This window comes from Shewanella canadensis (genome assembly GCF_003966225.1).
GTDB lineage: Bacteria > Pseudomonadota > Gammaproteobacteria > Enterobacterales > Shewanellaceae > Shewanella > Shewanella canadensis.
Genome location: NZ_RXNU01000001.1, coordinates 88574 through 115226 on the forward strand (window position 1 = coordinate 88574; position 26653 = coordinate 115226).

Consider the following 26653-nt stretch of genomic DNA (forward strand, 5'->3'; position numbering starts at 1 on the left):
TGTATATGAACAGAATTACATCCCCTGTATTGATTATCGCCAGTAAAGAGATCTGTGATAGTTCCCGAAATCGTTGGTTAGGTTTCATGGGTAGCATCTTCCTGCTGCTCTCTTTGAGTGTGACCTTTGCCGGCAGTGCCGTTACCGGAAGCCTCTACCTTCCTGAGCTTGCCAGCTTGATGAGTAGCCTGTCGACCATATCGGTATTTATCATCCCGTTAGCGGCGATCTTACTCAGTTATGATAGTTTTGTCGGTGAAGATGAGTCTGGTACCTTGCTCCTGCTGCTCTCCTATCCTCTGACCCGATTACAGATCCTCTGTGGGAAATTGCTCGGACATATGACTGTCATGCTATTGGCAACCAGTTTTGCGTTTGGGCTTACTGCAATATTGCTTCTGTTAATTGGCGAGCAATATCAAGTTGCCGAATTAATAGGTGCATTTGCTCAGTTCCTGCTAAGTAGCAACTTATTGGCCTTGACCTTTATTTTATTCAGCTACATCGTTAGCCTGAAAAGCACAGAGAAGGCCAAGGCGGTGGGTTGTCTGCTTTTGGTGTGGTTTCTGTTTGTACTTATCTATGACCTGTTATTACTGACTATTTTAGTGTCAGATCTCTCCTTTGTTAATCAATATGTCGTGAATATCTTAATTGCATTGAGTCCGACGGATCTCTATCGGGCCATTAACCTGATGGCTATCGAGGGGAGCGATGCGAGGGGGAGTCTTGCAATGATCTCTCAGACCGACTGGGGACTGTCGGGAATGTATGCCCTGATGTTGTTATGGGTAGTGCTGTTAAGTTGGATCTCCCATGGTATTTTTAAGCGTAAACGCCTCTGATTTTTCTTGGGAGATGACAGAGGGGAATCTATGGGATGACTGCAATTACCTATTAAAAATATGAATTTAACTGGGGGAATTATCGATTCGAGTTTTGAGTATATTCACCTGCTCTTAACCTCGAATATCATTAAATCCTAAATATGTGAACATCACCTTAAAATACGGACGAAAGCACTACAAATTTTGAGCGAATTATCACATTCTCCCCTACTGCTTACTTGTAAAATTTACACTGTTGGTAAAGTGGTAAATAAATCAATAAGCATAGAAAATTAGTAGGGGTTAATGGTGTTAAAAATCACTCCTTATCTGGAGTTAGATACAGAAGCCAATCATTTAGTTGATCATGTAAATGGGAAGAATATCAGCCTGACTTTCTCTGAGTCTGCGGTGCTGAATTGTCTGCTGCTCTCTTCCAACTCTGTCTGTTCTAAAGATGAGCTGCTCGGTGCTGGTTGGCCCGATCGTGTCGTTGCTACAACATCGTTAACTCAGTGTATCAGTACGCTGCGTAAGAAACTCGATCCCTATAGAGAGGTGCAACTAAAAACGGTTGCGCGTCGTGGTTATCAGCTGCATATAGCGACACAATCCCATGTAAAAATGTTGGCCGTGAATGATGCCGAGTCTATGCGAGCTGCTATTGTCGATGTCTCACTGGTGGTAAAAGTTTCGGGCATCCTGCTTGCGTTATTTTTGGTGCTACTTGTCTGGTATTTTAGTGATTATCACAAGGTAAGTCAGAACTTGTCTCTTTGGAGCGCCGATAAGCGGGTTGAGCTCAAAATTGGTGGGATCACCGGAGATGCGCAACTGCTTTATAAAGATGGCGCTCCCCACCTACATCCATCCATGTGGGAAAAGCATCTCGATTCTGATGGTGATTACCTCGCCTCCTACCCGGGCTTCAATGCGTTTGTGGCGACCGATGGTACAAATTACTCAATGGCCATCTGTCCGGGCAGTGATAAAGAGCAGTGCTCCGGAAATGGATTGATCAATATCACCTCCGTCGACTCTGAGCCAGCCGGTTTAAATATGAAAGATTTTGCAGAGTTGTCGAAAAAGATGGAGCAGAGGATACGCTATAACCGTATCATGCTGCCTGAGAGTGAAGAGGGCGTCGGAGCCCTGATCGAGCACCACTATCATGCCGATGTCTATTTTCCTGTAAAAGGGGAGCTGCTGATCAGGTCTGATATCAGCATGTCTCTCATCTATGATTCGGACACTACGGGTGAGTTTCACTCCTCGACCTGTATTACCGACGAAGATTGTCTGACCACGCCGATAAAGTACAAGATTAGGGGCAAGTTTAAGCAATACAGTGAGACAATCGATAATCTGAAAATTGATGCTTTTCAGGTGAGCGTACAGCAGAAAGATTTGATTAAACCCGAGCGACTCAATGCTTCGGCGGTCCCCTTTTATCGTGATCTGAGAAAGCGTGATATTAAGGACGAAGAACTCTACTTCTTCCGCATATATCAGGATGATAAGACCGCGGTATGGATAACGCCCCTCTTTGGTCAGGTTACGGCCTGGTACAAATATGACCAGGTAGATATCTGATATCTATTGGATGGTTCCCATTAGGCCAGCTGAAGCCCGTATCAATTACGGGCTTTTTTGTATATGGTCGTTTCGTTTTTACAGCCCGACATACCTTCCGTATGACGGTTATGTCCGCCATCTCAGCCTCTTCACAAGCCACTGAGGCTGATTACATACCAAAGCAGGGCTAGCTTTAAACTCCTTCCTCAGCTAGCGTACTCGTCCCATGACAGGTTATACCGATTGGTATTATTCACCACCCAGTTTTACTCCTTCTCAAATACTCTGCCGGCTCTCTCACTTCAATACCTTATTGTGACCCACTCAAGATTTTGCTCGCTTCTTCATCAACTTTTGACCCTAAACAGAACTAAAAGAACGATTTTTATTTCTAAAATGATATTTTTTGAAATGTTTAAGCTACTGAATTCAATTGTAAATATTGGTTTTATATCTGATTGAATCTGATGTTTTTTTAAGTGTGCTTTGAAGCAAATTTTTACTGTTTTTTATATGGAAAATAGATGTTGCTCAGTTGTTTAGGTCAATCGGTGAACGGTTAGATTCAAAAAAGCATGTTTATAAAGGCATGCCAAAAACATGAAAAATAAAACAATGATAAGTAGGAGTGAATGATGAGACGATGGAAACACAAGGTAGCATTAAGTGTGCTGTTTTGTTTTGGTGCCATTGCCAATGCGAACGCTGCCGGAAAGTATGACAGCATACCTCAAATGGGAAAAACGGCTAAAGAGTCGATTGCTAATTACCAGGGAACAGAGAGGATCAATGGCGTAAAAACGCTGCAAGATTATATTGTCCAAGAGGAGGAGTTGTTCGACTTCCTTTTCGAAAATCACCCGATGTTCAAATACCAGGAGTCAGGAAATCTAGTCGGTGATTACCACATCAGTGATCGTGGTGAAGAGTATCTCGATACAGGACACAGCCCTTCATACAGTAAAGGTGTAGGTAAGCCTCGCGCGGTTCAGTATCGCTTAGGTGCCAAGTCTATCTTAGATTATCCAAACAACTTCGTTGGTCCTGAAAAGTGCGCCGAATGTCATGCGACTCAATATGAGAAGTGGCAACGTTCGCGTCATGCAAAAACAATTCGTTTCCCAGGTGAGCACCCTGAGGTCGACAACGACCTAGAGCAAACCATGTATGGCACTAAAGATACCTCTATCTTGCCAGACGGTGTTACACCGGATGCTATCTATGCAACCGTTGGTACGCCACGTACCAAGTATGGTTTTATCGATGCGTGGCTGGTACGTGGTACCTATCATATCGAAGGCGGTCTACTTAAAGATGGCACAGGTAAGATGGTTGCAGGTGCTAACCAGTTCTCTCGTGGTTGGGCTGAGTGGCTAACACCTGAGGTGGCTAAGAAGATTAACGATGTAATCCCAGCCTTCCCAACAACGTTAGAAGCCTTCGGCGCTTCAGGTTCACACCAGAAAGGGATGAGCTCATACGGTGCAAAATACCGTGAAGCTATGCTTTTCCAACCTGCCAGTTCTTATTGCGAAATTTGTCATACCTTTAAGTTTGATTTCCAAAGCAAGCAAGAGTACTTCGATGCCCTAGGCGACCCGAAGAAGTTGCAAGAGCATACCATCAGTAAGGGTATTGCTTGTGAGGAGTGTCATGGCGCAGGTGGTCACTTAGATGGTGGTACTGGCGGCATGCAATCTAACTGTGAACGTTGTCACCAGCGCTTCCAGTACGATCCTACTCTTCAGGATACACCAGAAGCTCAAGAGAAAGGTGAGTATGCATTTGGTGTGAAGATGAAGTCACTATGTCCATCTTGTGGTACCGAAGGTTCTCAGATGTATAACTCTGAGCACTATGAGAAGGGCATGCGTTGTACTACCTGTCACGATCCGCACGAAGTGACTGACGGTACTTGGATGTCTGGCATCACTAAGCCAAAGCTTAAGAAAGACTGTCAAGACTGTCATGAAGCTCAAACGCTGATTGCCAGCAACACAGACACTCACAGCGAACAGACGTGTCAAAGCTGTCACATGCCAAACATGGGTAGCTGCGAAAACTTCAAGGCGATGCAGTTCCCTGATCAAGCTGGTTTCGATGCAGTGCGTAAGTCACACATGTGGAAGATTGACGTAGATCCGGTGCGTAAGACAATTAACCCACCTGAAGGTGAGCCTCGTACACAGGGCCCTGATGGCGGTAAAGGTTGGACCGTTGCTAAGAACGAAGAGGGTCGTAGCTACCTGGATCTAATGTGGTCTTGTGCACGTACCGCTATCTCTGACCACGATGTGGTTGAGAACAAAGGTTGTCACAGCCAGTTCCAGTCTGAACTTGAAGTAGGCCTACATTACGAAGACCAGAAAGAGATTTATGGTGAAGTAATGAAGATGCAAACACCTGTTAAAGAGGTTTATGCCAAGGTTGAGCAAGCGCTTGAGCGTATCGACCAGCTACTCGAAGTCACTAAGCTGTCTGTTGAAGACAAGACTCAGGTTCTAATGCTTGCAGAAAAAGCAGAAGAGACTGTCAATCTGGTTAAGAAAGATGGCTCTTGGGGTGTTCACGGGTTCCGTTATACCCAGAAGCGTCTCGATGCTGCACTTACTTATGTAACACAAGCGCAAAACATCTTAGACGGCACGGGTTACGCGGCTAAATAAGGCTTGCTGACTCATTAGCAAAACCTATCCCGGTATCTCAGAGGGTTGAGGTATCGGGGTAAACAAGAGAATTAATTATGAAGAAAGCACTGGGTCAAATAGTTGTTTCACTCACTTTACTGTTAAGCGCTGCAACTTGTTTTGCCGGAGGCGGTTCGGATATGGCACCGGCTCCCCACCAAGACGTTCAGTTAAACCCGATCTCAATGACAGAGGCCGAAACATTGGTGGGTAAAGAGGGTGTCTACTTTTTTGATGTTAATACGCTTGAGCTTTGGGCTGAAGGGTATATTCCAGGTGCTATCTATTTCAACGTTAAAGATTGGAAAAAACTACTTCCAGAGAATAAAGATACCGTGATGGTTTTTTACTGCGCCAATCGTCTGTGTAACGCCAGTGAAATCGCGGCAAGAGCCGTGATGAAGCTAGGGTATACCGGAGTACGACACATGTATGACGGAATATATGGGTGGCGTTTAGCAAACCGAGTGACGGAAAAACCATAACAGATAGATGTGCAGTAAAGCTCAGTATTAAAGATGTTTGACTAAATTAAGAGAAAATTGATATGAAAAAATTTACTAAAAGTTCACTCGCTGTGATCACTGGTCTCTCTCTGTTTGTATCTGGTTACAGCATCGCTGATGACGACACCTCCTCAGATGTGCAACAACAGTCTTATAGCATAGGCGCTTCGCTGGGTAAGTATGTTTCCAGCCAGATATATAGCCAAACGCAGTTAGGTGCCGAGGTCGATGTCGACTTAGTGGTAAAAGGCGTGATCGATGCGCTCAAAGGGGAGCAGAAATATTCGGATGAAGAGATATTAACCTTTCTCAATCAGCGTGCCGAGCAGCTAAATGCAGCCCGTGAGGCCGAAGATGCGCGCATCGCCCTTAAAAACATGACTGAGGGTAGCGCATACCTTGCCAGTAACAAGAAGAGTGACAAGGTTACGGTCACCGAATCTGGCCTGCAATACGAAGTCATCACTATGGGAGAGGGGCGTAAGGCGAACCCTGAAGATGTGGTAACGGTTCACTATAAGGGGCTGTTAATCGACGGTACCGAATTTGATAACTCCTATGAACGCGATGAGCCAAACCGCTTTGCGTTAATGAGTGTGATCGAAGGCTGGCAAGAGGGAATCACTCTGATGCCAGAAGGGTCAACATTTAAGTTCACCATCCCGTCTGAGCTTGCCTATGGCAAGAAACAAGTGGGCATTATCCCACCTAGCTCCATCTTAGTTTTTGAGGTTGAGCTAGTCAAAGTCGAAGAGCCTGGTGAGAACTCTCACGGTATGGGCTTAAGCGGAATGGGTATGGGAGGCATGATGGGCAAAGCCCACTAACAATAACAGGATTTCAAAGACAGAAATTCGACACGTTTAATTCGTTTTTAGAGAGTCACTATGAATAGTCTTGCTATCGGTATTGGGGTAACACTTTGTGCTTTTATAGCGCTGATTTGGCGACATCATCTCCGGTGTCTCAATCAAGGGGTCATTCATATTGCAAAGCAGTCAAATGCATGTGATAGCGAAGTGATAACACCATCTTTAGATATAAAGATACCTGTGCTGCTATCCATAGTGCTCCTTTTTTCGAGCGTATCGCTTTACTCGCAACTGGGTCACTTCAGTGACTGGGATAAAGGGAACGTAGATGAACATATTGATTACCTGATCACCGCAGATATCAATAAAAATGCAAAAACAGTTAATGAGCAACCAAACAATGAAATTGCATTATTAAATTTGGCTCAATCTTATGCCGATGGTGGGCTTTATTCAGATTCAGTGAAAACCTTCGATGAATTACTTCAGTTAACGGGTGATGATGCCGGTATTTTGGGCATGAAAGCCAATGCCATGTACTACCGTGATAACCGGGCGATGAGTCTCGATATCGATCTCGTTATCGCCAGAGCACTCGCCATCGATGAATATGAATTTCAGTCCAGATTACTGCTAGCGACTCACGGATACCTTAATGGAAATGATGAAGAAGCCATTAAGCAGTGGGAGTTGTTACTCAAGAGTGATAGCCAAAGTTTTAATAGAGACTCAATTAATAATGCAATTTTACGAGCCGAGCAAAAAATAGCTAATCGTTCAGTGACTGCATCTGAGTAGAGTCACATTAAACCAAATAAATATAAAACAGATCAGCAGAATAGCTGATAGATGGAGGATGCTGTGAGTGAAAACATAGAGAGACGGAGGTTCCTTAAGTGCTTAGGAGCCAGCTCTTTGATAATAGCGCCCTTAGGGTGCACTTCGGTCAAAGAGAAGGAGTCAGATGCAAACAAGCCCCATTATGCGATGGTGTTTGATCAAAATAAGTGTACTGGCTGTGGTGAGTGTAAAGAGGCCTGTAATTTAGCGAACAACTTACCGGTCGGTAAGTCCAGATTGTTGTTGGAGCAGCATTCTGGTGGGCTGGAGGGGCAGCCTTGTCCACACTGTGGTAAGACAACTGAATGTGGTTGTGAACGTAAGTTCGTTCGTGTTTCCTGTCAGCAGTGTCAAAACGCCCCCTGTGTTACCGTATGCCCAACTGGTGCGGCCCACAGAGATGATAAAACCGGCATTGTGACTATGGATGCGAGCAAATGTGCAGGTTGTAAATACTGTATCGGTGCTTGTCCCTATGATGCGCGCTTTATCAACAAAGAGACCGATGTTGCCGATAATTGTGATTTTTGTCTACACAGCAAACTGGCGATTGGCGAGCTTCCGGCCTGCGTTCAAAAGTGCCGTTATGATGCATTGATCTTTGGTGATATCAAGGATCCGACATCCTATGTCAGTAAGTTGCTAAGAGTAAAAGACTCTGTGCGCATGAAGCCTGGATTTGGTACTGAGCCAAGTCTTAGATACATACCTATTGTTAAGCTGGGGGTATAGATATGGACGGTTCAATGGAATTCACTATGGGGCTGTCCGATGGTATCGCCTGGCCCTGGCCCATCGCGGTTTACCTGTTTTTTGCAGGGATATCGGGTGGTGCGATAGCGACAGCGATATTTATTCGTTTCTATAAAGGCCAGACGGAAAATACACCTTTTTATAAGGCGGCTGCACTGATCTCGTTTGTGACCATCAGCTTAGGTATGTTGTGCCTGGTTTTAGATCTGACCAATCCACTGTTCTTCTGGCGGATACTGGTTTACTACAATCTTAACTCAGTGATGTCGATAGGTGTTATTGCACTGACAGCGTATATTCCGCTGGTGGCCTTAATCACCCTGTTCGCTTTCGAAGATGAGATCCGTAAGATCCCTGCATTGGGCATGTTACTGCCAGTGATTGAGAAGCTAAAAGGAGTGCGTCGCCCATGTGAGGTTGCAGTACTGATTCTGGCTATGGCGGTGTGTGCGTATACCGGCTTCTTGATCTCTGCTTTGATTCGCTTCCCTATCATTAACACCTCTGTACTGCCGGCGCTATTTATTGCGTCTGGTATTTCAGCCGGTGCAGCAAGTGCGAAAATGCTGGCTGTTTCAATGTTTAAGGAAGAGATGCACAGCCAGGATATGAAGCTTCTACACGGGGCCGAATGGCCAATCATGGCAGCCGAGATCCTATTTATCTTTATGATAGCTATGTCTCTGTTTACCGGTAATGCTGGCATGCAAAGCGCGTTCTCTGCTTTCCATATAGGTGACTGGGCCGGCGTATTTTGGCTTGGGGTTGTAGGGGTAGGATTTTGTGGCCCACTACTACTTAACTTTGCAACGAGTAAGCGTGTTAGCCACTCAGCGCAAGCCTTCTATGCATCAGGTGTCTGTGCTGTCACAGGTATGATGTGCCTGCGACTATTCATCATCTATGCGGGTCAGAACTTTGCGATTTAATGTGCAACTGTAATTGAACCTCACTCCTGATACGCCCCTCTGCAAGGGTTGTATTAGGAGCCTGGTCAACAATTACTGCTATACCGACTCACGCCTTATCGTTTTTTCCCTGCAAGGTATCGATAAGGCGTTGAGTGCTATTCCATCACCTCTTATCGAATTGGAAAATGTATGAAAAAGCTGATTCTCATCTTGTTGGTTATCCCATCTTTATTTGCATGTAGTCGAGGTGATGCCGTTATTGAGCCTATACAGGCGGAAGCTATTCATGAGCATGAGCGCTGTCACCTGTGTGGCATGATGATAAAGAAATACCCTGGTCCTAAGGGGCAGTTACACCTTAAAGGTGAAGAGATAGTACCTAAGTTTTGTTCGACCAGAGATATGTTCAATTTCTCTCTTCAGGCGGAGAATCAACGTCAGATCACCCACCTTATGGTCCATGATATGTCGGCAACCGACTGGGCGCATCCGGATGATAAGCACTTTATCGATGCGACTCAGGCCTGGTATGTATATGGGACCAGCAGAAAAGCAGTGATGGGGCCTGCTGTCGCCTCGTTCGCCACCGAAGAGGGGGCCGTTCAATTTGCTAAAGAGTTTGGGGGAGCTGTTTTAGGCTATGAGCTGATCACCCTCGAGCTACTTCTCGGCGAGTAACCGCCTATGTTTCGCATCAGTCTTTTGGCTGTTATTTTTGGCTTCTCCGCTCTCTCCCAAGCCGGAAGTACCACAGTATTCGATACCGAAAGCCTTAGGTTAGAGTTAGAGCATGCCAATCCGGGCGATCACATCATACTCAACCCTGGTCTATATGAAGGCCGGTTCAACATAGAAAAGCCTCTCTCCCTTTCAAGCCGCGGTGGTAGCACTATTGATGCACTGGGAGAGGGAAGTGCTATCACCATCCATTCATCCGGTGTAGAGATCTCGGGGCTCACCATAGAGCACTGGGGAAACGATCACTACGAGCGAGACTCGGGGATCTTGGTGGAAGAGGGCAGCGATGATGTCAGTATCAATAATAACCGGTTATCCGGCGATGGCTTCGGCATCAGAGCCGATGAGCTAAATCGAATCAAGATCAATGACAATGTCATCACCGGCAACGCTTCGCTATTTAAGCTAGATCGAGGCGATGGCATCCATCTTGACCATGTCGTCGGGGCAGAAGTGTGGGGCAATGTCATCTCTCACGTCAGAGACGGTGTCTATATAGAGTCTGGAAGTCACAGCAAGGTAGCCGGTAATCGATTTTTTGATCAACAGTATGGCATTCACTATATGTACTCCAGTATGGATGAAGCCTTCAACAATCAAAGTTATCGTGTCGATGGTGGGTATGCTCTGATGAGTTCAAAGCAGATCCATCTACACAGCAATCAGGTTTGGGATGCCGTCGATTTTGGTATCTTGCTTAATATGAGCCAAGATTCGGTCATTGAGGGCAATCGAGTCGAGAAGATCCTTAATCCTGCCGAGAATCCCATTCAGGGTAAAGAGGGAAAGGGGATCTTCATCTATGGCGCCAGAGATAATCGGGTCGTCGGAAATCGTTTTGCTCATTGCGATATCGGTTTCTATATGGCCATGGGCGGTGAAGGAAATCTTGTCTATGAAAATCAGTTTGTCGATAACTTCAGTCAGGTTAAATATGTAGGCGATAAGCTACTTGAGTGGAGTAAAGATGGACGTGGAAACCACTGGAGTGGATATCTGGGATGGGATCACAGTTCTGATGGTATTGGCAATAGTTCGTATCGCCCAAATGATAATATCGATAGGCTATTCTGGCTCTACCCGGAAGCGAATTTCTTGATGGGAAGTCCGATAGTGATGGTGCTTAGATGGGTGCAGAGACAGTTTGAAATTGGTGAGCCCAGCGGCATTATCGATAGCTACCCTCTTCTTAATTTTACTCCCCCATTCGATTTCGAGTTTGGCGTTTCTCATTGAAAGTTGAAGGTTACTCAGGAGGTAAGATGAATACTGCCGTTGCTGTTTCTGCCAGAAATATCAGCCACAACTTTGGAACTGGTGTCGTGCTCGATGATGTGAGTTTCGAGATGAACCAAGGGCAAACGATGGCGTTACTCGGTCATAACGGTGCTGGTAAGTCTACCCTGATAAAGATCTTGCTCGGTTTGATCACCCCTACCGAAGGCGAAATCAATATTTTAGGGCGAAATATCAGAAAAAACACCAATCGCTCGACTATTAAGTTGGGGTACCTTCCTGAAAATGTGAGCTTCTATGATAAGTTGACCGGCCAGGAAATTTTAACTTATTTCGCCGAGCTCAAGGGGGTAGGAAAAAACAGAGTCTGTGAATTAATAGAGGAGTTTGGTTTAGGTTATGCCAAAGACAGGGCATTAAAAACATACTCTAAAGGGATGAAGCAAAGGTTAGGCTTTGCCCAGGCGATTCTCTGTGAGCCTGAGTTATTGCTGCTCGATGAGCCTACCGTCGGATTAGATCCCGTCGCCTCTCAATTTATCTATGGAAAAATTGATGAGCTCAAGCGGCTTGGCTGTGCTGTTATTGTCTGTACCCATGAATTATCACTCATTGAAAACAATATCGACACCGCCCTTATCTTAGGTAAGGGTCGGTGTCTGGCATCCGGGAACCTCGGCGAACTCAGATATGAGAGCCGGTTAAAAACAAGATTAACCTCTCCCTCATTAGCTGCGTTGGTGAATGACAGCGAGCGATTAGCCTCACTTTATACCGATAATGCTTTATTGCTGGATAGCGAGAGCAAGCAAGATGTCGTTCAATATTTAACTGCCGAGTGTGGTCTGTTCGATTTTGCTCTGAAAGAGCCGGGCTTAGCCGAGATCTATCATTTTCATATGCAGAAGTATTCTCAGCTTGGAGTCGTTAGTTAATATGTTATTTCACTCACCAGTATTGGTCATCGCTAAAAAAGAGATCCGGGATAGCCTGAGAAATCGATGGGTAACCTTTATCTCGCTTATTTTTTTGCTGCTCTCTCTTAGTGTTACGTTTGCAGGTAGTGCCGTTGTTGGTCAATTGGCGTTGCCGGAATTGGATGCCCTGATATCGAGTCTATCTACAATTTCTGTATTTATTATTCCTTTAGCGGCAATGTTAGTCAGTTACGATGCCTTCATTGGGGAGGATGAGTCCGGGACTCTACTGTTATTACTCTCCTATCCACTGTCCAGGTTTCAAATTTTATCGGGTAAGCTTATCGGGCACAGTGTGATTATGAGCTTTACTATCAGTTTCGCTTTTGGACTGACAGCTGTGCTCTTGCTTATATTCGGTGAAAACTATGAAGTTGCCGCCACAATAGGTCAGTTTAGTCAGTTTATTTTGACCAGCATATTACTCGCTATCACTTTTATTTTATTGGGCTATATTGTCAGCTTAAAAGCGACAGAAAAAGCTAAGGCGGTTGCGACGGTTCTGTTTGTTTGGTTTCTGTTCGTCCTCATCTATGACCTCTTGCTGTTGACGCTGTTAGTCGCCGATATTTCATTCTTTAATCAGTATATTATTAATATCTTAATTGCACTAAATCCTACGGATCTGTATCGCGCAATTAATCTTATCGGTACCGATGCGAACAAGGGGAGCCTTGCTATATTATCTGCATCGGATTGGGGAAAAATTGCGCTTTATCTTGTAATGGGTTTGTGGGTCGTAAGTTTGATGTTTGTTGCCAATTTCGTGTTTAAACGTAGGCGGCTATAGTGATTCACTTCGTTCGATTAACAGATGTAAAATGGCTTGAAACGCTTTATAACCGAGCTTTACTAAAGGTTATGTTTCCTTGAGTGAAATGAGTTCCAGGCTTGGCTTGTTGTCTTTATGTAAACGATTAAATGCTATATATGTGAGCGTAGGCGTCCTGATATTTTATATCTGATTCGATTTTGGAGTACAATCACATTTTTCCATTATTTTATTAAGTAAACTATCAGTAAGTTCATTGCTAACTCATTGATGTTAATTGATTCATAGAGGTTCAAGGTGCTAAAAATTACTCCTTATTTGGAGTTAGATGAAGAAGCTAAGCAATTAGTTGATCATGCTAATAATATGACCGTTACATTGACAGTATCAGAGTCTGCTGTCTTACATCTGCTATTACTCTCTTCTAGCTCCGTCTGTACCAAAGAAGATCTTCTCGCCGCAGGCTGGCCCGATCGCGTGGTTGCAGCAACATCTTTAACTCAGTGCGTCAGCACCCTAAGAAAGAAGCTTGAACCCTATCCTGAAGTGATGTTGAGAACGATTGCCGGACGTGGTTATCAGTTGAATGTGTCCACTCGTTCTCATATTAAGATGCTTGCGGTTAACGATGCTGAGTCTGTACGTGCTGCTATCGTAGATGTATCGCTGCTGGTTAAGTTCAGTGGCATAGTCATAGCGTTAATGATTGGTTTGTCTGTTTGGTATTTCAGTGATTACCATGGGGTCGTACAAGACACGGCTAGCTGGAATTCGGATAAGTCTATCGAACTGAATATCGGAGGCGTTAAGCAAGATGTTCAGTTGTTGTATAAAGATAATGTCGCACATCTGCACCCCTCTATGTGGCAGAAGCATTTAGCACCGGAAGTGAATCATTTAACTCATTTGAACAAGTTTAATGGTTTCGCGCTTACCGATGGTAATTACTACTCTATGGCCGTTTGCCCGGATGCCGATGACAAGAGTTGTTCCGGTAAGGGGTTGATCAACATTACAGCGATCGACCCGACTCCCGCCGGGTTAAATATGAAAAACTTTGCGGCATTAACCAAAAAGATGGAACAAAGGATCCGCTATAACAGGGTCATCATTCCTCATAATGAGCCGGGAACCAGCGGTTTTGTTGAACATCATTATCACGCCGATGTTTACTATCCGGTTCAGGGAAATATGTTGGTTAGATCCGATATCAGCCTGTCGCTCATCTATGAGGGAGAAGACTCTGGTAAGTTCTATTCCGCTGCTTGTATCACAGATGAAGAGTGTGCAACTACGCCGATTAAATACAAGATAAAAGGTAAGTTTAAGCAGTATGCAGAGAAGATTAACGGCCTGGATGTTGATGTTTTTCATGTCAAGGTAGGTCAGAAAGAGCTGATCAAACCTGATAAGGTGAGCTCATCTGCGATGCATTTTTATCGCGAAATAAGAAAGCATGAAATAGTTGAAGAAGACCTCTATTTCTATCGGGTCTATAAGGATACTGATACAGCAGTGTGGATTGTGCCTATTCTGGGCAATCTGGTTGCCTGGTATGAGTATGATAAAGTGAAGCTGTAAAGAAGGTCCTAGGAAAATCTAAGAAAGACACCAGATTTTAGGTTCGAGAGCGGCTGAAAAGAGCCTGCGAGTTTGGGCTATGCACTACGAGAAAAAAGCAGCTGCTCTTTTCTCGTAGCGAAGCGTTCTCGTAACTCGTAGTGAGCTAGCGAACGCTCTCGTAACTTTACTTTATAAACGCGAAGGCATCGCCGTAGAGGTGATCTTCTTCCAGTCCCATGGTGCGGAACAGTTCCCGCGCCGTTCCCACCATATCGAAACGACCCGCGATATAGATGTCATAGCCATTGAGGCTGACAAAGTCAGTCCTTATCTGATCCAGAAGGTTAGCTTGTTTTCCCTTCCAATCATCATTGGCCTGCTCGAGTACAGGTACAAAATGCATCCATGGATGAGCATCATGCCATTCCCGTGCGATGGTCTCGTAATACATGGCATCCTGAGTTCGACAGCCCCAGTAGAATGTAGTTTCCACTTGCAGGTCTAATGCTATCTGATGCTCAACGATACTCTTGATATAGGAGAAGCCGGTACCGCCTGCAATCATGAGGCGCGGGCGTTGACTTTCATGACGCAGATGAGCATCACCGCCAGGTACTTCAACTTCAATAGTGGCGTTGTTTTGTAAGCACTCTTGCATACGATCTACGACCTGCATCGGGTAGCTTTCACTCACAGCAGCTCCGATATGCAGCTCAATATGTTCGGCATCGGGTGCCGAAGCGATCGAGAATGGACGTTTGTCTTTTTCATCCATAACGACGCAAAGATACTGGCCAGCCTTAAAGTCAAAAGCTGTTTCAGGCTTCAGAATGATCTGATAAACCGCCTCATTAAATGGGGTGACTTGTTCTATCTTACAGCGAATCGTTTTCATCTAACGTCCTTTTAATGCCCCTCTGTGGAGGCTTGTAATAATCGTTTTGGCTAATCTTGTTTAAGATCGCAGACTATAAATTATAGGGTAGGGGCATCGTCTATGCCCAAGTCGTCCCAGATAGTATCAATTCTTTGTTTTACGGCCTCATCCATCACGATTGGAGTTCCCCATTCACGATCGGTTTCGCCTTCCCACTTGTTGGTGGCATCCATCCCCATCTTTGAGCCCAGACCCGCAACAGGCGAAGCAAAGTCGAGATAATCGATAGGAGTGTTTTCTATCATGACGGTATCGCGTTTGGGATCCATACGTGTGGTAATGGCCCAGATAACATCGTTCCAGTCACGGCAGTTAACGTCTTCATCGACCACCACAATAAACTTGGTATACATAAACTGACGCAAGAAAGACCAGGCGCCCATCATCACCCGCTTAGCGTGCCCAGGGTACTCTTTACGTATCGAGATCACCGCCATACGGTAAGAGCAGCCCTCTGGTGGCAGATAGAAATCGATAATTTCAGGGTACTGCTTGCGCAAAATAGGCACGAAGATTTCATTCAATGCCACGCCCAACATAGCTGGCTCATCAGGTGGACGGCCGGTGTAGGTACTATGGTAGATAGCGTCTTTTCTGTGGGTTATATGGGTCACGGTGAAGACAGGAAATTTATCTGTCTCGTTGTAATAACCGGTATGATCGCCATAGGGACCCTCTTCGGCCATCTCCTCGGGATCGATATAACCCTCTAGGATGATCTCGCTGGTGGCGGGAACCTCCAGATCACAGCTCACGGCCTTGCATACATCGGTGCGCTCGCCCCTCAGTAGTCCGGCAAAGGCATACTCGCTCATCGAGTCGGGTACCGGAGTCACGGCCCCCAAGATCGTCACGGGATCTGCGCCGAGTGCGACTACGACCGGGTAACGTTCGCCGGGGAATTTTTCTTTAAAATCTTTAAAATCGAGCGCGCCGCCACGGTGGTCAAGCCAACGCATGATCAGTTTATCTTTACCGAGCAGTTGCTGACGGTAGATCCCCAAATTTTGTCGTTTCTGACGTGGACCTTTAGTGATTGTCAGCCCCCAAGTCACAAGGGGAGCGACATCGCCCGGCCAGCAGTGTTGGATGGGGAGCTTAGTGAGATCGACATCGGTGCCGGTTTTTATTACTTGCTGACAGGGGGGATTACGCACCGTTTTCGGCGGCATATTCAAGGCTTGCTTGAACATAGGTATCTTAGATATAGCGTCTTTAAAGCCGCGTGGAGGCTCTGGTTCCTTCAGGAATGCCAGTAGCTCGCCGACTTCTCGCAGTGCGAGAGGATCTTCTTTTCCCAGTGCCATGGCGACGCGCTTCGGCGTACCAAACAAGTTTGCCAATACTGGCATCTCGTTGCCAACCGGGTTTTCAAACAGCAGAGCCGGGCCCTTGGTGCGCAGCACACGATCGGCGATCTCCGTCATCTCAAGGTGGGGATCGACCGGATGGCTGATACGTTTAAGTTCACCATTCGCTTCCAGGTGGCTTATAAAACTGCGTAAATCCTTAAAACTCATGTGGAATTACTCGCTGCTATTAAAATGTGACATGGCGCGCACTATACCATTTTTAGTACGCATGTTTAACTGCTTAGGTTGATTTATGAGGAGACAATAAATAGATAAGATAGAGGTAAATTACTTCTTGCTGTAAAGAGGAGTAATATAGGATTACTGTTAAGTTTGGCCCTGATGAAAAAGTGAAGCTGGAGGGAGGCAAGATGAGTCAATTATCTCGTGTTAGACGGGCTGTTATCTTATGTGGTTTGTTGTCTCTTTCTAGTTTGGGTGCACAAGCCTCAGATCGCTTCAATTGGAGCAGCAATGTGTGGGTTCAACCTACATGGAGCAGTAGCTGGGGACATAATTATTCAAACTACAACAGTGGTTGGCGTTGGGGTGTTGGAGTAAGCACTGGATCACCTTACTGGAATAACCACGGCTACTACTGGAACAGACCCTATTGGAACAACCGCTATCGTCCCTATTGGCGTAACAATTGGGGCTATCCCTATCGCTACGATCGTCGAGAGTATAAGCGCCCCGAGCCTAAGGTCATAGCACCACCACAGAGAGTGACCACCAGTGTGCAATATGCCTCAGGTCTGAAGAGTCTGCCCGCAAATGCCCGGGTCATTCAAAGAGATGGCCGAACGGTTTATGAGTGGCAAGGGATCGAATATGTGTTTGATTGGAGCACGGAGACCTATCGAGAATTGAAATAGATCGCCCTGACAAGGTTTATCCTTCTTACTTAAAAGCAGCGTAGTCGGTTCCCGGACATCGACTATGCTGTCACTATCGAAAGCCGAATACTGGTTTTGGTCGTTTCCTTCTCACCTTCACTCCTCATTCCTCACCTCGAGAGCTATTTTCGTTCGCACTTACCGGCTACAACTCTTACTGAGAGCGGAGCCAGGAACATCGAGAACAGATAAAGCGTCATTTCTTTCCTATACTCATAATTGTCCCTCCCTATTTTCATTGTTTGTGTTTGCCTGAGTGCCGTTTATGAATGACTTGAAAAAATCTGAGATCCTTACCGAGAGTGGTACCAACGAGCTCGAAATTATCGAGTTTCATCTGCATAAATTACTCCCCGATGGCGGTTTTAAAGTATGTCATTACGGGATTAATGTGGCTAAGGTGCGTGAGGTTATTCTGGTGCCAAGCACATCTGATTATCCAAATGCTCAGCCGCATATGGTGGGGGTATTCTCGTTAAGAGATATTTTGATCCCTTTGGTGGATCTGGCCGGGTGGCTTGGGATCCCGACGAAAGATGACTTGACTCATAAGGTTGTTATTGTCACCGACTTTAACAAGATGATTAATGGTTTTTTAATCGATAGTGTTCGCAGTATTCACCGGGTGTCATGGGAGCAGGTTGAATCCCCCAGTCAGTTTTTAGAGGCTGGCGAACAGGATTGTGTCGTCGCCGTTGTCAGGCGGGAGGGACATCTGATCATGGTGTTGGATTTTGAGAAAATCATCGCAGATATCAATCCGGAATTGAGCATGGATAAATATGATGTACTGCAGGATAAGAGTGTCATTATCGACGATACCATGCTGGCTAAGCGTGAAGCTAAGACCATACTGGTTGTCGATGATTCCGCGTTTATCCGTAAGATGATTGAAAATACATTGAGATCGGCCGGGTACAACATTATTACAGCGAAAGATGGCGGTGATGCCCTCGAGATGTTACTTGAATATGAGCGTTTAGCCGTCGATGAGGGAGCTTCGGTTGATGATTTCGTCAGTGCCATCATTACCGATGTGGAGATGCCCCGTATGGATGGTATGCACTTACTGAAGCGCCTGCGTGATACGAGTGCCTATGGTGAGATGCCTATTGTGATGTTCTCGTCACTGATGAGTGAAGATAACCGCAGTAAGGCGTTGCAACTCGGCGCGAACGACACCATAACTAAACCTGAGATCGGTCGCATGGTCGGCATGATGGATGGCTACGTATTAGCTGAATAAACTGTAATTTTGTGAGTGCTCAATGTAGGAAAACCGGTCATCAGGTGCTACGTCCACTCTTGAGGAACATCTGATAACTATTGACGGTAAATTGATCTTCTTGGTACTGCTTATCAAAGCTCATTCCCAACTTGAGTAGTACATTGATCGATGCTTGATTTTCGGCTACGGCGTCACCGACGACCCGATCTAACTTCATCTCTTTCCTGGCATAGTCGACACATGCCATATTCGATTCCGTCGCGTAGCCCTTGCCCCAATGCTTTGGGTGAAAGCGGTAACCGATATCGACTGCCCCGATACGAGTTTCGTTCTTGAATCCACAAAACCCGATCACCTTGCCGGTTTCTTTCAGTACCACCGCCCAGCGGCCATAGCCAAACTTGTCATACTCGACTAACCAGATATCGCGGATGATCGCTTCTGCATCCTGCAGGCTTTCGCACATGCCGGCATCTCCCGTGTAACGGTTTACCTCCTCCGGGGCATTGAAATGAAGTACGGCTGCGGCATCATTAAGATTAAACTCTCTGATAATGAGGCGGTCGGTCTCGGTAATTATTCGGCTCATGTCACTCCTACCTTTTTTGTTCGGTTAGCTTTTGTATTGGCTTTTTTATTCACTCTTGTATTAGTTTTTACTTTATTTTGGTGGCATTCGTCCAGTCACGATTGCCTGTCAGGTTAACGAGGCGTGCTCCGCCTTGCAGAAATCATTCGGGATTTCATTCGGGATTTCATTGGGGACTTTATTTCGAAGGTAATAACCTAAGTGGTTGTTAAGTAGAGGTTCAGCTCGTGATGATAGAGTGAGTGATATGAAGAGTATTACTGTAAAACTCTGATCTTTAGGAAAGAGTGAATGATAAAAAAATTGATGAACAGATCTATTATTTTAGCCAGTAGCCTTATTTTTTCGGCAAGCTCAGCTCTTGCATCCCCTCAAACAGCCGTTACCGCACAACTGATAAAATCAGAAACCGAAGGTTCAATGCTTATCTGTGAATATAGAACCATGAAGCAAGTTCATTTTAAAGTCCTCTTTGCCAATCAGAGCTGTCCACTGGCGATACAGGTTGAGCATTAGTCCTATTGGATTCATCTGATTGTTTGGCTGCCCAAGACAGCCAAGATTATTCTCTAACTCGCTTAGCACTCGATATGGTCAACAGCGACCTACCACCGGACCTCGGCTAAGGGGTTATCGCCCTCGGCTATAATAGCTTTGACTATGTGATTCTCGCCATCGAGCAAGATGAGTCGTGGGACCCCGGCGTTGGCAAACTTGGCGTAGATACTGCGGTCACTATCGGCGACTAAGGGGAAGTTTATCTGATATTCATTGGCAAACTTATCCAGTGCCTCTTTGTTCTCTTCGCGACCAATACCTATGATATCCAGGTTGGGATCTAAAATAAGATCCGATGCCTGCAATGCTTTCATTGCCCGTTGAGAGTCGGGGCACCAGGTCGCAAACAGGACCAACAACTTGGCATTGTGTGATTCGGTGAGATCTATGTGATTACCTTGAGAATCGGTGAAATTCTTGACCGGAACGGGTTGGCCGGCGCTGACATAGGTCAGGTATTCAACTTTAGCCGTTTCAGAAACGGAGCTTGCACAACCTGAAATTGTGAGGGCCATAGTAACCATAAGTATTGCAGCTAGCTGTTTCATCGGATCTCCATTCATTTGACTGCGAATAATATCAATCGGTATAAGCTAGCAAAATTCCACTTTCATGTATAAACAATTGTTCACTGTTGACAGATGTATGAGGAAAAACTAAGGTAGAGTCTCCACACTCCATTCCTGCTTGTTAAGTTGTTGATTAACAGTGGTTATCAAGGATAATAACGTGTTGTTAACACTCGCTAATACTTATTACTATCTATAGCCACAATGGCGTAGATAGAGGTTATTTTTAGTCCCCCCCCTCATTTTTAGATCACACCATTGTGGCAATTCCATCTATTGTTCGGAAATTGGCCATGATACAGGGCTTGTTCCGGCTACATTCTCTCTGTTTTGGAATACCATAAATGAATAAAAGTAAAATCTTCGGCAGCATGCTCATTATTGCCGGCACGACCATAGGTGCGGGTATGTTAGCCCTGCCTCTTGCCTCCTCGGGTCTGGGCTTCGGTGTCGCGAGTATTATTATGCTGCTCATCTGGTCGCTTATGACCTATACCGCCTTGCTGATGATCGAAGTGCACCAATTTGCCCCCGCCGATGCGACCCTACACACCTTGGCGTATAAACTGCTGGGCCGCAAAGGGCAGCTCATTGCCAGTTTCTCAATGATGTTTCTGTTTTATGCGTTATGTGCGGCCTATATCGCCGGTGGCGGTGAGCAGATCCATAGTAAGCTCACAAGCTGGTTTGAGCTGGATATCCCTATGCAGTTGGGGGCGATACTCTTCACCGTGTTAATTGGTACCGTAGTGGCGATTGGTACTCGCTCTGTCGATATGATTAACCGCAGCTTATTTTCCTTGAAGTTAATTGCCTTAGTCTTGATGTTGTTCCTGCTTTTGCCTCACGTGTCTGTCGATAACTTAGTGGCGCTGCCTGTGCATCAAGGGCTCGTATTAGCCTCATTGCCTGTGATTTTTACCTCGTTTGGTTTTCATGGTTCTATTCCATCTATTGTGCGTTACTTAGGGAAGGATACTAAGGCATTGAGGTGGATCATTGTGGTGGGCTCGGCACTGCCACTGGCGGTTTATCTGTTATGGATGCTGGCCAGCCAGGGGGTTCTGACACAAGGTGATTTAATGGGGAGTCAAAGCCTCAATGGGTTCATCGGCTCTCTGAGCCGATTACTGCATGACCCTATGATAGCGAACACGGTATCGATATTTGCCGATCTCGCTCTGGCTACCTCATTTCTTGGTGTCAGTTTAGGCTTATATGACTTTATTGCAGACCTGTTGAAGCGCAGCACGAAGCCGAGCCATAGAGTTCAGGTCGCCCTGGTGACATTTATGCCGCCATTGGGATTTGCGATGTTTTACCCTCAAGGATTTATCGCAGCTTTAGGCTACGCGGCATTTGCGTTAGTGGTACTGGCGATCTTCCTTCCGGTGGCTATGGTATCGACCCAGCGCAGACAAGTCGGGCTGGGGGGCTATCGGGTTAAAGGCGGATCATTGGGACTCGCATTAGTGACCTTAGCCGGTATTTTAATCATGACAGTGCAACTGTTGCAGATGTTTGATGCTTTGCCTGCGGTGGCTTAGTTGATTGCCAGATGAAGATATTGCGCTGGTTTGGGTAGTTATTGGCTGAAAAATGGCTGATTAAGCATTTATTTGCTTTAACGGATTGTTTTTTAGTCATTTGGTTCATATGGGGCTTTACATTGAACTCAAGTATCCCTATTATCAGCGGCGTTCGGAGGGATGGCAGAGTGGTCGAATGCACCGGTCTTGAAAACCGGCACGGGTTTATAGCCCGTCTAGGGTTCAAATCCCTATCCCTCCGCCACATTTAGATTAAGGGCTACTCGAAAGAGTAGCCCTTTTTCGTATACTCAATTTGGAACCCTAGGGTTCCAATTGTTTGAAGTCAGCTATCCCGGTGCCACATTCAAGACGAAAGGCTACTCGAAAGAGTAGCCTTTTTTCGTATGCACGAAGTTAAAAATGGGATTTGTAGCCCATTCAGGTGAAGCCCCAAGCACTTCTTATAACAAAGAGTGCTTGGGGCTTTTTCGTATATTCAATTTAGAACCCTAGGGTTCCTATTGTTTGAATCAGCTATCCCGGTGCCACATTCAAGACGAAAGGCTACTCGAAAGAGTAGCCTTTTTTCGTATGCACGAAGTTAAAAATGGGATTTGTAGCCCATTCAGGTGAAGCCACAAGCACTTCTTATAACAAAGAGTGCTTGGGGCTTTTTCGTATATTCAATTTAGAACCCTAGGGTTCCTATTGTTTGAATCAGCTATCCCGGTGCCACATTCAAGACGAAAGGCTACTCGAAAGAGTAGCCTTTTTTCGTATGCACGAAGTTAAAAATGGGATTTGTAGCCCATTCAGGTGAAGCCCCAAGCACTTCTTATAACAAAGAGTGCTTGGGGCTTTTTCGTATATTCAATTTAGAACCATAGGGTTCCTATTGTTTGAAGTCATCTATCCCAGCGCCCCGATCTTTCATCGAGAGTCAGATGAAGCCCCAAGCGCTTCTTATAAAAAAGAATGCTATCCCTTCGCCATCTATTTCAGTGCAAAGTAGATATCGGTGACACGTTCACTCGGGGGAAGTGCCTGCCGATAAGGTTTACGTTTTAAGTGCATTAATAATCAAAGAGACGGTATGAGTACGATTAGGGATAAAAGTCTTTTTGATTGTGTTATGCATGAATTGCAAATGATTCTTCTAATTTGTGGGTAAAAGAAAGTCGATTACTATATTTGCAAAGTGTGATTTGAAACGATGGCACCATACTTTAACTGCAGTTAAAGTATGGCGCATGCAGCAAAAAATATTTCCGGAATACACTCATGAAAAAAATTGATCACCTTGATTCCTTTACATTATCCGTATTTGTAGAGCTTTATGAACAAAAGAGTGGAACCGCTGCAGCCTCAAAGTTAGCGATAACCCAGTCAAAAGTAAGCCGAACATTGACGTCCCTTCGTCATATTTTTGAAAATGAACTTTTTATTAGACAGCAGCATGGCATGAAACCAAATCATCTGGCTGACAGACTCTACCCCCTAGCCAAAACGTTAGTCGCGAACTATCGCTCACTGGCTCACACCATGGAGATCACTGTAGCAGAAAATAAGGCGGTTAATGTTGCTGCTCAGGGGAATTTTCATAACATAATTTTTGACTGCTTGAATCAAATTACTAACGGTGAAGGGGCTCAGTTTTCTTTCGAACTACACACAATTGCATCAGACTTTCAGAAAAAATTGGTTAACGGCGTCTTTGATTATTGTATAGCTGTCAACCCAGCCCAAGCGGACGGCATCACCCAGTATGAAATAGGAGAAATAGGCCGCTATTTCTTGGTAGCAAAGAAAGGGCACCCTGTCTTCAATTCTAAAATCACACTAGAGAGCATTCTCAAATATAAAGTAGCCATATCAAATTATGCTTTAGACGAGCAGAAAATGCCCCGTATCGATAAGATTGCCTACCAGAAAAAAATCCCAATCACCGTTGCACTAAAAATTTCTGACATGAGACTACTTCTTGATTATCTCGAGCTTGGTGACAGTGTAGGATTGGTGGCAGGATCTGTTTTTCTTCATACTCTGCAAGAAAGATCGGATCTTGAGTTCCTCGACATTACTGAATTATCAACTAACTTGTTTAGTGAGACATCCACCTACAAAGAACTTAAATACTATTTACTGGCAAATGACTCTAGCGATGATATTTTAGCATTGAAGTTGACTGAGAAGTTGCGGGAGCATTTTTATAATGATAACCAGTGATATTCGTCTTTGTTGATCAAATTACCATCCAGGCCGCTCTGTCCCATAGGCTTTCCAAGCTTAGAGGTCACTCCCTATTTGCAATGCCTGAATGTCTGTTAAAGCCATATCGTTGCCTTCCGTGTACCAAAACACCTGAAAATTGAGTTTTCTCCCTGTTTCTTGCTCGCCAAATCTTGCCAAGGAGTTCAATTTTCAAGTGAATCATGTGGCCGCACTGTAAATTGTTACACATGAAGTTCATCGACTGACATGGATTCACCGCCTCAGATATCACTAACGGTAAAGAGGGTGATTAGACTGATGCTTCTTGCCTTTACGCCGCAAGTTCAATTTAAGCTAGCAATACACGTTTATGGTTGTATAACTTTTCCGAGCTTATACGGATTTGAAAGAGCTTGCTCCCCCTCCGTATGCCGGATATTTTCCTACGTGCTCCTGAAGCGAAGCTGTAACGGAGTCATCCAGACAATGACCAGACAGATAACGCAAGACAGATGGGCAGATGCCAACGATTTGCTTATGAGATATTTTTTAACGAGATCTTTGGGGATCTTATGTTTCAAACAGATGTCTGCAAACATCTCCTTAAAATTTTCAGGTCGCATAAGTACTTAATATTTATCTCTTCCATACCACCGAACCTACCCTTCCAGTTGTAATAGGCTACCTCTTAAATACCATAATCTCGGCAGACCTCCTTGATAATTTAGTTATCAGAATTGTTGAAATTTTGTTTGTAAACGTTTTGTCGGTCACAATTTGTTTTCTGCTTTAGGGCTATCATCTTTTTCGCAGGGAATGGCTAAGCTGTTGTTTTTTAAGATATTTATAATTGGGAAATGCAATTCATCACTATGTTGAAATGCAGATTTTCAATAACTGGAGAGATGATTATGAATTTAGATAGACGTCAGGCGATGGGAAAGATTGTTGGTTTTGCCGGTGCCGCCGCTGTGTCACCCGCCGTGTTCGCCGCTGATACATGTCCGGTCGATGGTGCTATCGGTTTGGGTAGTAACGGTAAAGATTTAGCAGATAACTTACTGGGATATATTGAGCTGGATCCTTTTGCAGTCGCCAAACGTGCCTATGAAGGCTATTTTCGTGGTGGTTGTATGTATGGTGTATTCAATGCCGTAGTTAAGGAACTTGCCGCTCAAGGGCATGAGGATGCCTGTAATTTTGCCGCCATCCCAACCAATATCACTGTCTATGGTGGCTCCGGCGTTAAGGGGTGGGGTTCTATCTGTGGCTGCGTCAATGCCGCGGCTATGATTATTAACATTCTAGGCGGTGTCGATCAGTTCCAGGTTATCAGTGCTGTCAACCGTTACTATGAAAAGACTCCTATGCCTCGTGGCGATGATAAGTTTCTGAATTATATCGGTGCGCCGATTATGCACAATGATGCTGGTGAGTTGTTATCAGCTGATATGATTGGCCAGTCGGTCGCCGGCTCCATCTTGTGTCACACCTCGGTCTCACACTGGTCTGCCACGAGTAAGCTTGGTGGGAAGCATAAAGCCAAGTATGAGCGTTGTGCTCAGGTAACGGCAGAAATAGCATTCAAGACGGTCGAATTTTTAAACCTTGCGCTCAAAGGCGAGCTAGCAACCGATCCTGAGTTTGAGATACATGCTCAAGGCAATGATGACTGTTCCGGTTGCCATACTGGCACCAAGCGTGAGCCTGATACCTACATTGGTTCGGATGTGAATTCCTATATGGAATGTCAGACCTGTCACGCACCACATGATGTTACGTCCGGTCTGACTGGCATGCACGCGGATGCGACTTGTAGCACTTGCCACAACTAAGGGAGTTCTTATGCGTAAATTACTTATAACCGCTTCCCTGGCACTGCTGTTGTCTGCCTGTGGTTCCGATGATGATGTGAGCGTTGAGCCAATTGATCCGGTTGATCCAGTTGTTCCGGTAGAGCCGACTGATCCTATATCTGCGAGTGTCACCATAGATCAGGCTAACGAGATTAGAGTCTTCATCGGGTCGGTTGATCCTCAAAGCTTCGCCATCGCCTTTACCTTGACTGATGCAGATAGTCAGGTGGTTACTGATGCCGGTAGCGATTTCGAGGTGATGTACCTGAGTATGCCTGCCGAGATAACTTCGGCGTTTAGCATGCCCTGGCATAATGCATCTAAATATGGCTGCGATGCAGAAGAGTCTGATTGTATCGATACACTGGTTGAAGTAAGTCCTGGCTCTTATACCTTCACTCCTGCCAGTCAACCTGTCTTCAATATGGAGACTCAAACCTTAAGGCTATCTGTTATGGTTGCTGGCGCGTTAGCGCAAAGCAAACCAGAAATAGTAAAACCCATAGGTAAACATTTTTGGTTACCGGCGAGTTAGCGCAAAGCAAACCAGAAATAACAAAACCTTCAATGAGTTAAAGCAACTGAAACCACCGTTCCTAGAAGCGGTGGTTTTTTGTGTTTTGGTGATTGTATTTATTGTGTAATGAGTGGTTTTCTTTTTAATTTTAGTTGCTTAGGATGTATCGTTAGACTCGATGATTTCGATTGCCAGATACCTTCGCCAGTGG

24 protein-coding genes and 1 tRNA gene are annotated in these 26653 nt (G+C 45.2%); 21 read left to right on the plus strand and 4 right to left on the minus strand.

Going from position 1 to position 26653, the window contains the following annotated elements; genetic code table 11:
* Nucleotides 1-5: 5 nt before the first annotated feature.
* The 13 genes from EKG38_RS00370 (at nucleotide 6) to EKG38_RS00430 (ending at nucleotide 14215) form a co-directional block, all read left to right on the plus strand.
* Complete coding sequence (locus EKG38_RS00370) at nucleotides 6-845, plus strand: ABC transporter permease (protein ID WP_126517638.1); 840 nt, start codon at nucleotides 6-8, stop codon at nucleotides 843-845.
* Nucleotides 846-1136: 291 nt separating this feature from the next.
* A complete protein-coding gene (locus tag EKG38_RS00375; protein WP_126518708.1) occupies nucleotides 1137-2420 on the plus strand; it encodes a winged helix-turn-helix domain-containing protein in 1284 nt (427 codons plus the stop codon).
* Between the two features lie 617 nt (nucleotides 2421-3037).
* Entirely contained in the window at nucleotides 3038-5068 is a 2031-nt protein-coding gene (locus EKG38_RS00380; RefSeq protein ID WP_126518710.1) for a multiheme c-type cytochrome, read from the plus strand.
* 77 nt (nucleotides 5069-5145) lie between these two features.
* Nucleotides 5146-5574 (plus strand): rhodanese-like domain-containing protein, encoded by a 429-nt coding sequence (locus tag EKG38_RS00385; RefSeq protein WP_012140844.1) that lies wholly within the window; start codon nucleotides 5146-5148, stop codon nucleotides 5572-5574.
* Between the two features lie 62 nt (nucleotides 5575-5636).
* On the plus strand, nucleotides 5637-6422 hold the full coding sequence (locus EKG38_RS00390) for an FKBP-type peptidyl-prolyl cis-trans isomerase (RefSeq protein WP_126517640.1): 786 nt from the start codon (nucleotides 5637-5639) through the stop codon (nucleotides 6420-6422).
* Between the two features lie 60 nt (nucleotides 6423-6482).
* A complete protein-coding gene (locus EKG38_RS00395; protein WP_126517642.1) occupies nucleotides 6483-7205 on the plus strand; it encodes a tetratricopeptide repeat protein in 723 nt (240 codons plus the stop codon).
* 63 nt (nucleotides 7206-7268) lie between these two features.
* Nucleotides 7269-7979 (plus strand): 4Fe-4S dicluster domain-containing protein, encoded by a 711-nt coding sequence (locus EKG38_RS00400; RefSeq protein ID WP_126517644.1) that lies wholly within the window; start codon nucleotides 7269-7271, stop codon nucleotides 7977-7979.
* A gap of 2 nt (nucleotides 7980-7981) precedes the next feature.
* Complete coding sequence (nrfD, locus tag EKG38_RS00405) at nucleotides 7982-8929, plus strand: NrfD/PsrC family molybdoenzyme membrane anchor subunit (RefSeq protein ID WP_126517646.1); 948 nt, start codon at nucleotides 7982-7984, stop codon at nucleotides 8927-8929.
* 171 nt (nucleotides 8930-9100) lie between these two features.
* A complete protein-coding gene (locus EKG38_RS00410; RefSeq protein ID WP_126517648.1) occupies nucleotides 9101-9589 on the plus strand; it encodes a nitrous oxide reductase accessory protein NosL in 489 nt (162 codons plus the stop codon).
* A gap of 6 nt (nucleotides 9590-9595) precedes the next feature.
* A complete protein-coding gene (nosD, locus tag EKG38_RS00415) occupies nucleotides 9596-10885 on the plus strand; it encodes a nitrous oxide reductase family maturation protein NosD (RefSeq protein WP_126517650.1) in 1290 nt (429 codons plus the stop codon).
* Nucleotides 10886-10911: 26 nt separating this feature from the next.
* Entirely contained in the window at nucleotides 10912-11820 is a 909-nt protein-coding gene (locus EKG38_RS00420; RefSeq protein ID WP_126517652.1) for an ABC transporter ATP-binding protein, read from the plus strand.
* 1 nt (nucleotide 11821) lies between these two features.
* On the plus strand, nucleotides 11822-12652 hold the full coding sequence (locus tag EKG38_RS00425) for an ABC transporter permease (RefSeq protein WP_126517654.1): 831 nt from the start codon (nucleotides 11822-11824) through the stop codon (nucleotides 12650-12652).
* A 279-nt stretch (nucleotides 12653-12931) separates the two neighbouring features.
* On the plus strand, nucleotides 12932-14215 hold the full coding sequence (locus tag EKG38_RS00430) for a winged helix-turn-helix domain-containing protein (protein WP_126517656.1): 1284 nt from the start codon (nucleotides 12932-12934) through the stop codon (nucleotides 14213-14215).
* A gap of 166 nt (nucleotides 14216-14381) precedes the next feature.
* Here the strand turns inward: EKG38_RS00430 and fre are convergent, their stop codons facing one another.
* Both fre and ubiD read right to left on the minus strand, forming a co-directional pair.
* Nucleotides 14382-15092 carry an NAD(P)H-flavin reductase gene (gene fre, locus EKG38_RS00435; protein ID WP_012140854.1) on the minus strand — a complete coding sequence of 237 codons (711 nt, stop codon included), beginning with the start codon at nucleotides 15090-15092 and terminating at the stop codon, nucleotides 14382-14384.
* Between the two features lie 80 nt (nucleotides 15093-15172).
* Complete coding sequence (gene ubiD, locus EKG38_RS00440) at nucleotides 15173-16654, minus strand: 4-hydroxy-3-polyprenylbenzoate decarboxylase (protein WP_126517658.1); 1482 nt, start codon at nucleotides 16652-16654, stop codon at nucleotides 15173-15175.
* A 203-nt stretch (nucleotides 16655-16857) separates the two neighbouring features.
* Here ubiD and EKG38_RS00445 point away from each other — a divergent pair, with 203 nt between their 5' ends.
* The gene (locus EKG38_RS00445; protein ID WP_126517660.1) at nucleotides 16858-17361 is read left to right on the plus strand and encodes a hypothetical protein; all 504 of its coding nucleotides are present in this window, start codon (nucleotides 16858-16860) and stop codon (nucleotides 17359-17361) included.
* Nucleotides 17362-17647: 286 nt separating this feature from the next.
* On the plus strand, nucleotides 17648-18628 hold the full coding sequence (locus EKG38_RS00450) for a chemotaxis protein (RefSeq protein WP_126517662.1): 981 nt from the start codon (nucleotides 17648-17650) through the stop codon (nucleotides 18626-18628).
* 40 nt (nucleotides 18629-18668) lie between these two features.
* Here EKG38_RS00450 and EKG38_RS00455 read toward each other — a convergent pair whose 3' ends face one another.
* Nucleotides 18669-19199: a GNAT family N-acetyltransferase gene (locus EKG38_RS00455; protein ID WP_126517664.1), complete on the minus strand. Its 531-nt coding sequence runs from the start codon at nucleotides 19197-19199 to the stop codon at nucleotides 18669-18671.
* Between the two features lie 291 nt (nucleotides 19200-19490).
* Between EKG38_RS00455 and EKG38_RS00460 the strand changes: the two genes are divergently transcribed.
* Entirely contained in the window at nucleotides 19491-19715 is a 225-nt protein-coding gene (locus tag EKG38_RS00460) for a hypothetical protein (protein ID WP_126517666.1), read from the plus strand.
* Nucleotides 19716-19804: 89 nt separating this feature from the next.
* Here the strand turns inward: EKG38_RS00460 and EKG38_RS00465 are convergent, their stop codons facing one another.
* Nucleotides 19805-20305, minus strand: coding sequence for a TlpA family protein disulfide reductase (locus EKG38_RS00465; protein ID WP_126517667.1), 501 nt, complete (start codon nucleotides 20303-20305; stop codon nucleotides 19805-19807).
* A 365-nt stretch (nucleotides 20306-20670) separates the two neighbouring features.
* Here EKG38_RS00465 and EKG38_RS00470 point away from each other — a divergent pair, with 365 nt between their 5' ends.
* From EKG38_RS00470 to EKG38_RS00490, 5 genes are all read left to right on the plus strand, one after another.
* Complete coding sequence (locus EKG38_RS00470; protein WP_126517669.1) at nucleotides 20671-21873, plus strand: aromatic amino acid transport family protein; 1203 nt, start codon at nucleotides 20671-20673, stop codon at nucleotides 21871-21873.
* Nucleotides 21874-22029: 156 nt separating this feature from the next.
* Nucleotides 22030-22120 (plus strand) — tRNA-Ser (locus tag EKG38_RS00475).
* Nucleotides 22121-23139: 1019 nt separating this feature from the next.
* The gene (locus EKG38_RS00480; protein ID WP_126517671.1) at nucleotides 23140-24084 is read left to right on the plus strand and encodes a LysR family transcriptional regulator; all 945 of its coding nucleotides are present in this window, start codon (nucleotides 23140-23142) and stop codon (nucleotides 24082-24084) included.
* 896 nt (nucleotides 24085-24980) lie between these two features.
* A complete protein-coding gene (locus tag EKG38_RS00485; RefSeq protein ID WP_126517673.1) occupies nucleotides 24981-25904 on the plus strand; it encodes a C-GCAxxG-C-C family protein in 924 nt (307 codons plus the stop codon).
* 10 nt (nucleotides 25905-25914) lie between these two features.
* Nucleotides 25915-26460, plus strand: a complete 546-nt coding sequence (locus tag EKG38_RS00490) for a hypothetical protein (RefSeq protein WP_126517675.1) — start codon at nucleotides 25915-25917, stop codon at nucleotides 26458-26460.
* Nucleotides 26461-26653 lie beyond the last annotated feature (193 nt).

Bases quoted from the DNA above. Each gene is read 5' to 3' on its own strand.
- EKG38_RS00370 (WP_126517638.1), top strand. From the start codon at position 6: ATGAACAGAATTACATCCCCTGTATTGATTATCGCCAGTAAAGAGATC.
- EKG38_RS00380 (WP_126518710.1), top strand. From the start codon at position 3,038: ATGAGACGATGGAAACACAAGGTAGCATTAAGTGTGCTGTTTTGTTTT.
- EKG38_RS00385 (WP_012140844.1), top strand. From the start codon at position 5,146: ATGAAGAAAGCACTGGGTCAAATAGTTGTTTCACTCACTTTACTGTTA.
- EKG38_RS00390 (WP_126517640.1), top strand. From the start codon at position 5,637: ATGAAAAAATTTACTAAAAGTTCACTCGCTGTGATCACTGGTCTCTCT.
- EKG38_RS00395 (WP_126517642.1), top strand. From the start codon at position 6,483: ATGAATAGTCTTGCTATCGGTATTGGGGTAACACTTTGTGCTTTTATA.
- nrfD (WP_126517646.1), top strand. From the start codon at position 7,982: ATGGACGGTTCAATGGAATTCACTATGGGGCTGTCCGATGGTATCGCC.
- EKG38_RS00410 (WP_126517648.1), top strand. From the start codon at position 9,101: ATGAAAAAGCTGATTCTCATCTTGTTGGTTATCCCATCTTTATTTGCA.
- nosD (WP_126517650.1), top strand. From the start codon at position 9,596: ATGTTTCGCATCAGTCTTTTGGCTGTTATTTTTGGCTTCTCCGCTCTC.
- EKG38_RS00420 (WP_126517652.1), top strand. From the start codon at position 10,912: ATGAATACTGCCGTTGCTGTTTCTGCCAGAAATATCAGCCACAACTTT.
- EKG38_RS00425 (WP_126517654.1), top strand. From the start codon at position 11,822: ATGTTATTTCACTCACCAGTATTGGTCATCGCTAAAAAAGAGATCCGG.
- fre (WP_012140854.1), bottom strand. From the start codon at position 15,092: ATGAAAACGATTCGCTGTAAGATAGAACAAGTCACCCCATTTAATGAG.
- ubiD (WP_126517658.1), bottom strand. From the start codon at position 16,654: ATGAGTTTTAAGGATTTACGCAGTTTTATAAGCCACCTGGAAGCGAAT.
- EKG38_RS00445 (WP_126517660.1), top strand. From the start codon at position 16,858: ATGAGTCAATTATCTCGTGTTAGACGGGCTGTTATCTTATGTGGTTTG.
- EKG38_RS00450 (WP_126517662.1), top strand. From the start codon at position 17,648: ATGAATGACTTGAAAAAATCTGAGATCCTTACCGAGAGTGGTACCAAC.
- EKG38_RS00455 (WP_126517664.1), bottom strand. From the start codon at position 19,199: ATGAGCCGAATAATTACCGAGACCGACCGCCTCATTATCAGAGAGTTT.
- EKG38_RS00460 (WP_126517666.1), top strand. From the start codon at position 19,491: ATGATAAAAAAATTGATGAACAGATCTATTATTTTAGCCAGTAGCCTT.
- EKG38_RS00465 (WP_126517667.1), bottom strand. From the start codon at position 20,305: ATGAAACAGCTAGCTGCAATACTTATGGTTACTATGGCCCTCACAATT.
- EKG38_RS00470 (WP_126517669.1), top strand. From the start codon at position 20,671: ATGAATAAAAGTAAAATCTTCGGCAGCATGCTCATTATTGCCGGCACG.
- EKG38_RS00480 (WP_126517671.1), top strand. From the start codon at position 23,140: ATGAAAAAAATTGATCACCTTGATTCCTTTACATTATCCGTATTTGTA.
- EKG38_RS00485 (WP_126517673.1), top strand. From the start codon at position 24,981: ATGAATTTAGATAGACGTCAGGCGATGGGAAAGATTGTTGGTTTTGCC.
- EKG38_RS00490 (WP_126517675.1), top strand. From the start codon at position 25,915: ATGCGTAAATTACTTATAACCGCTTCCCTGGCACTGCTGTTGTCTGCC.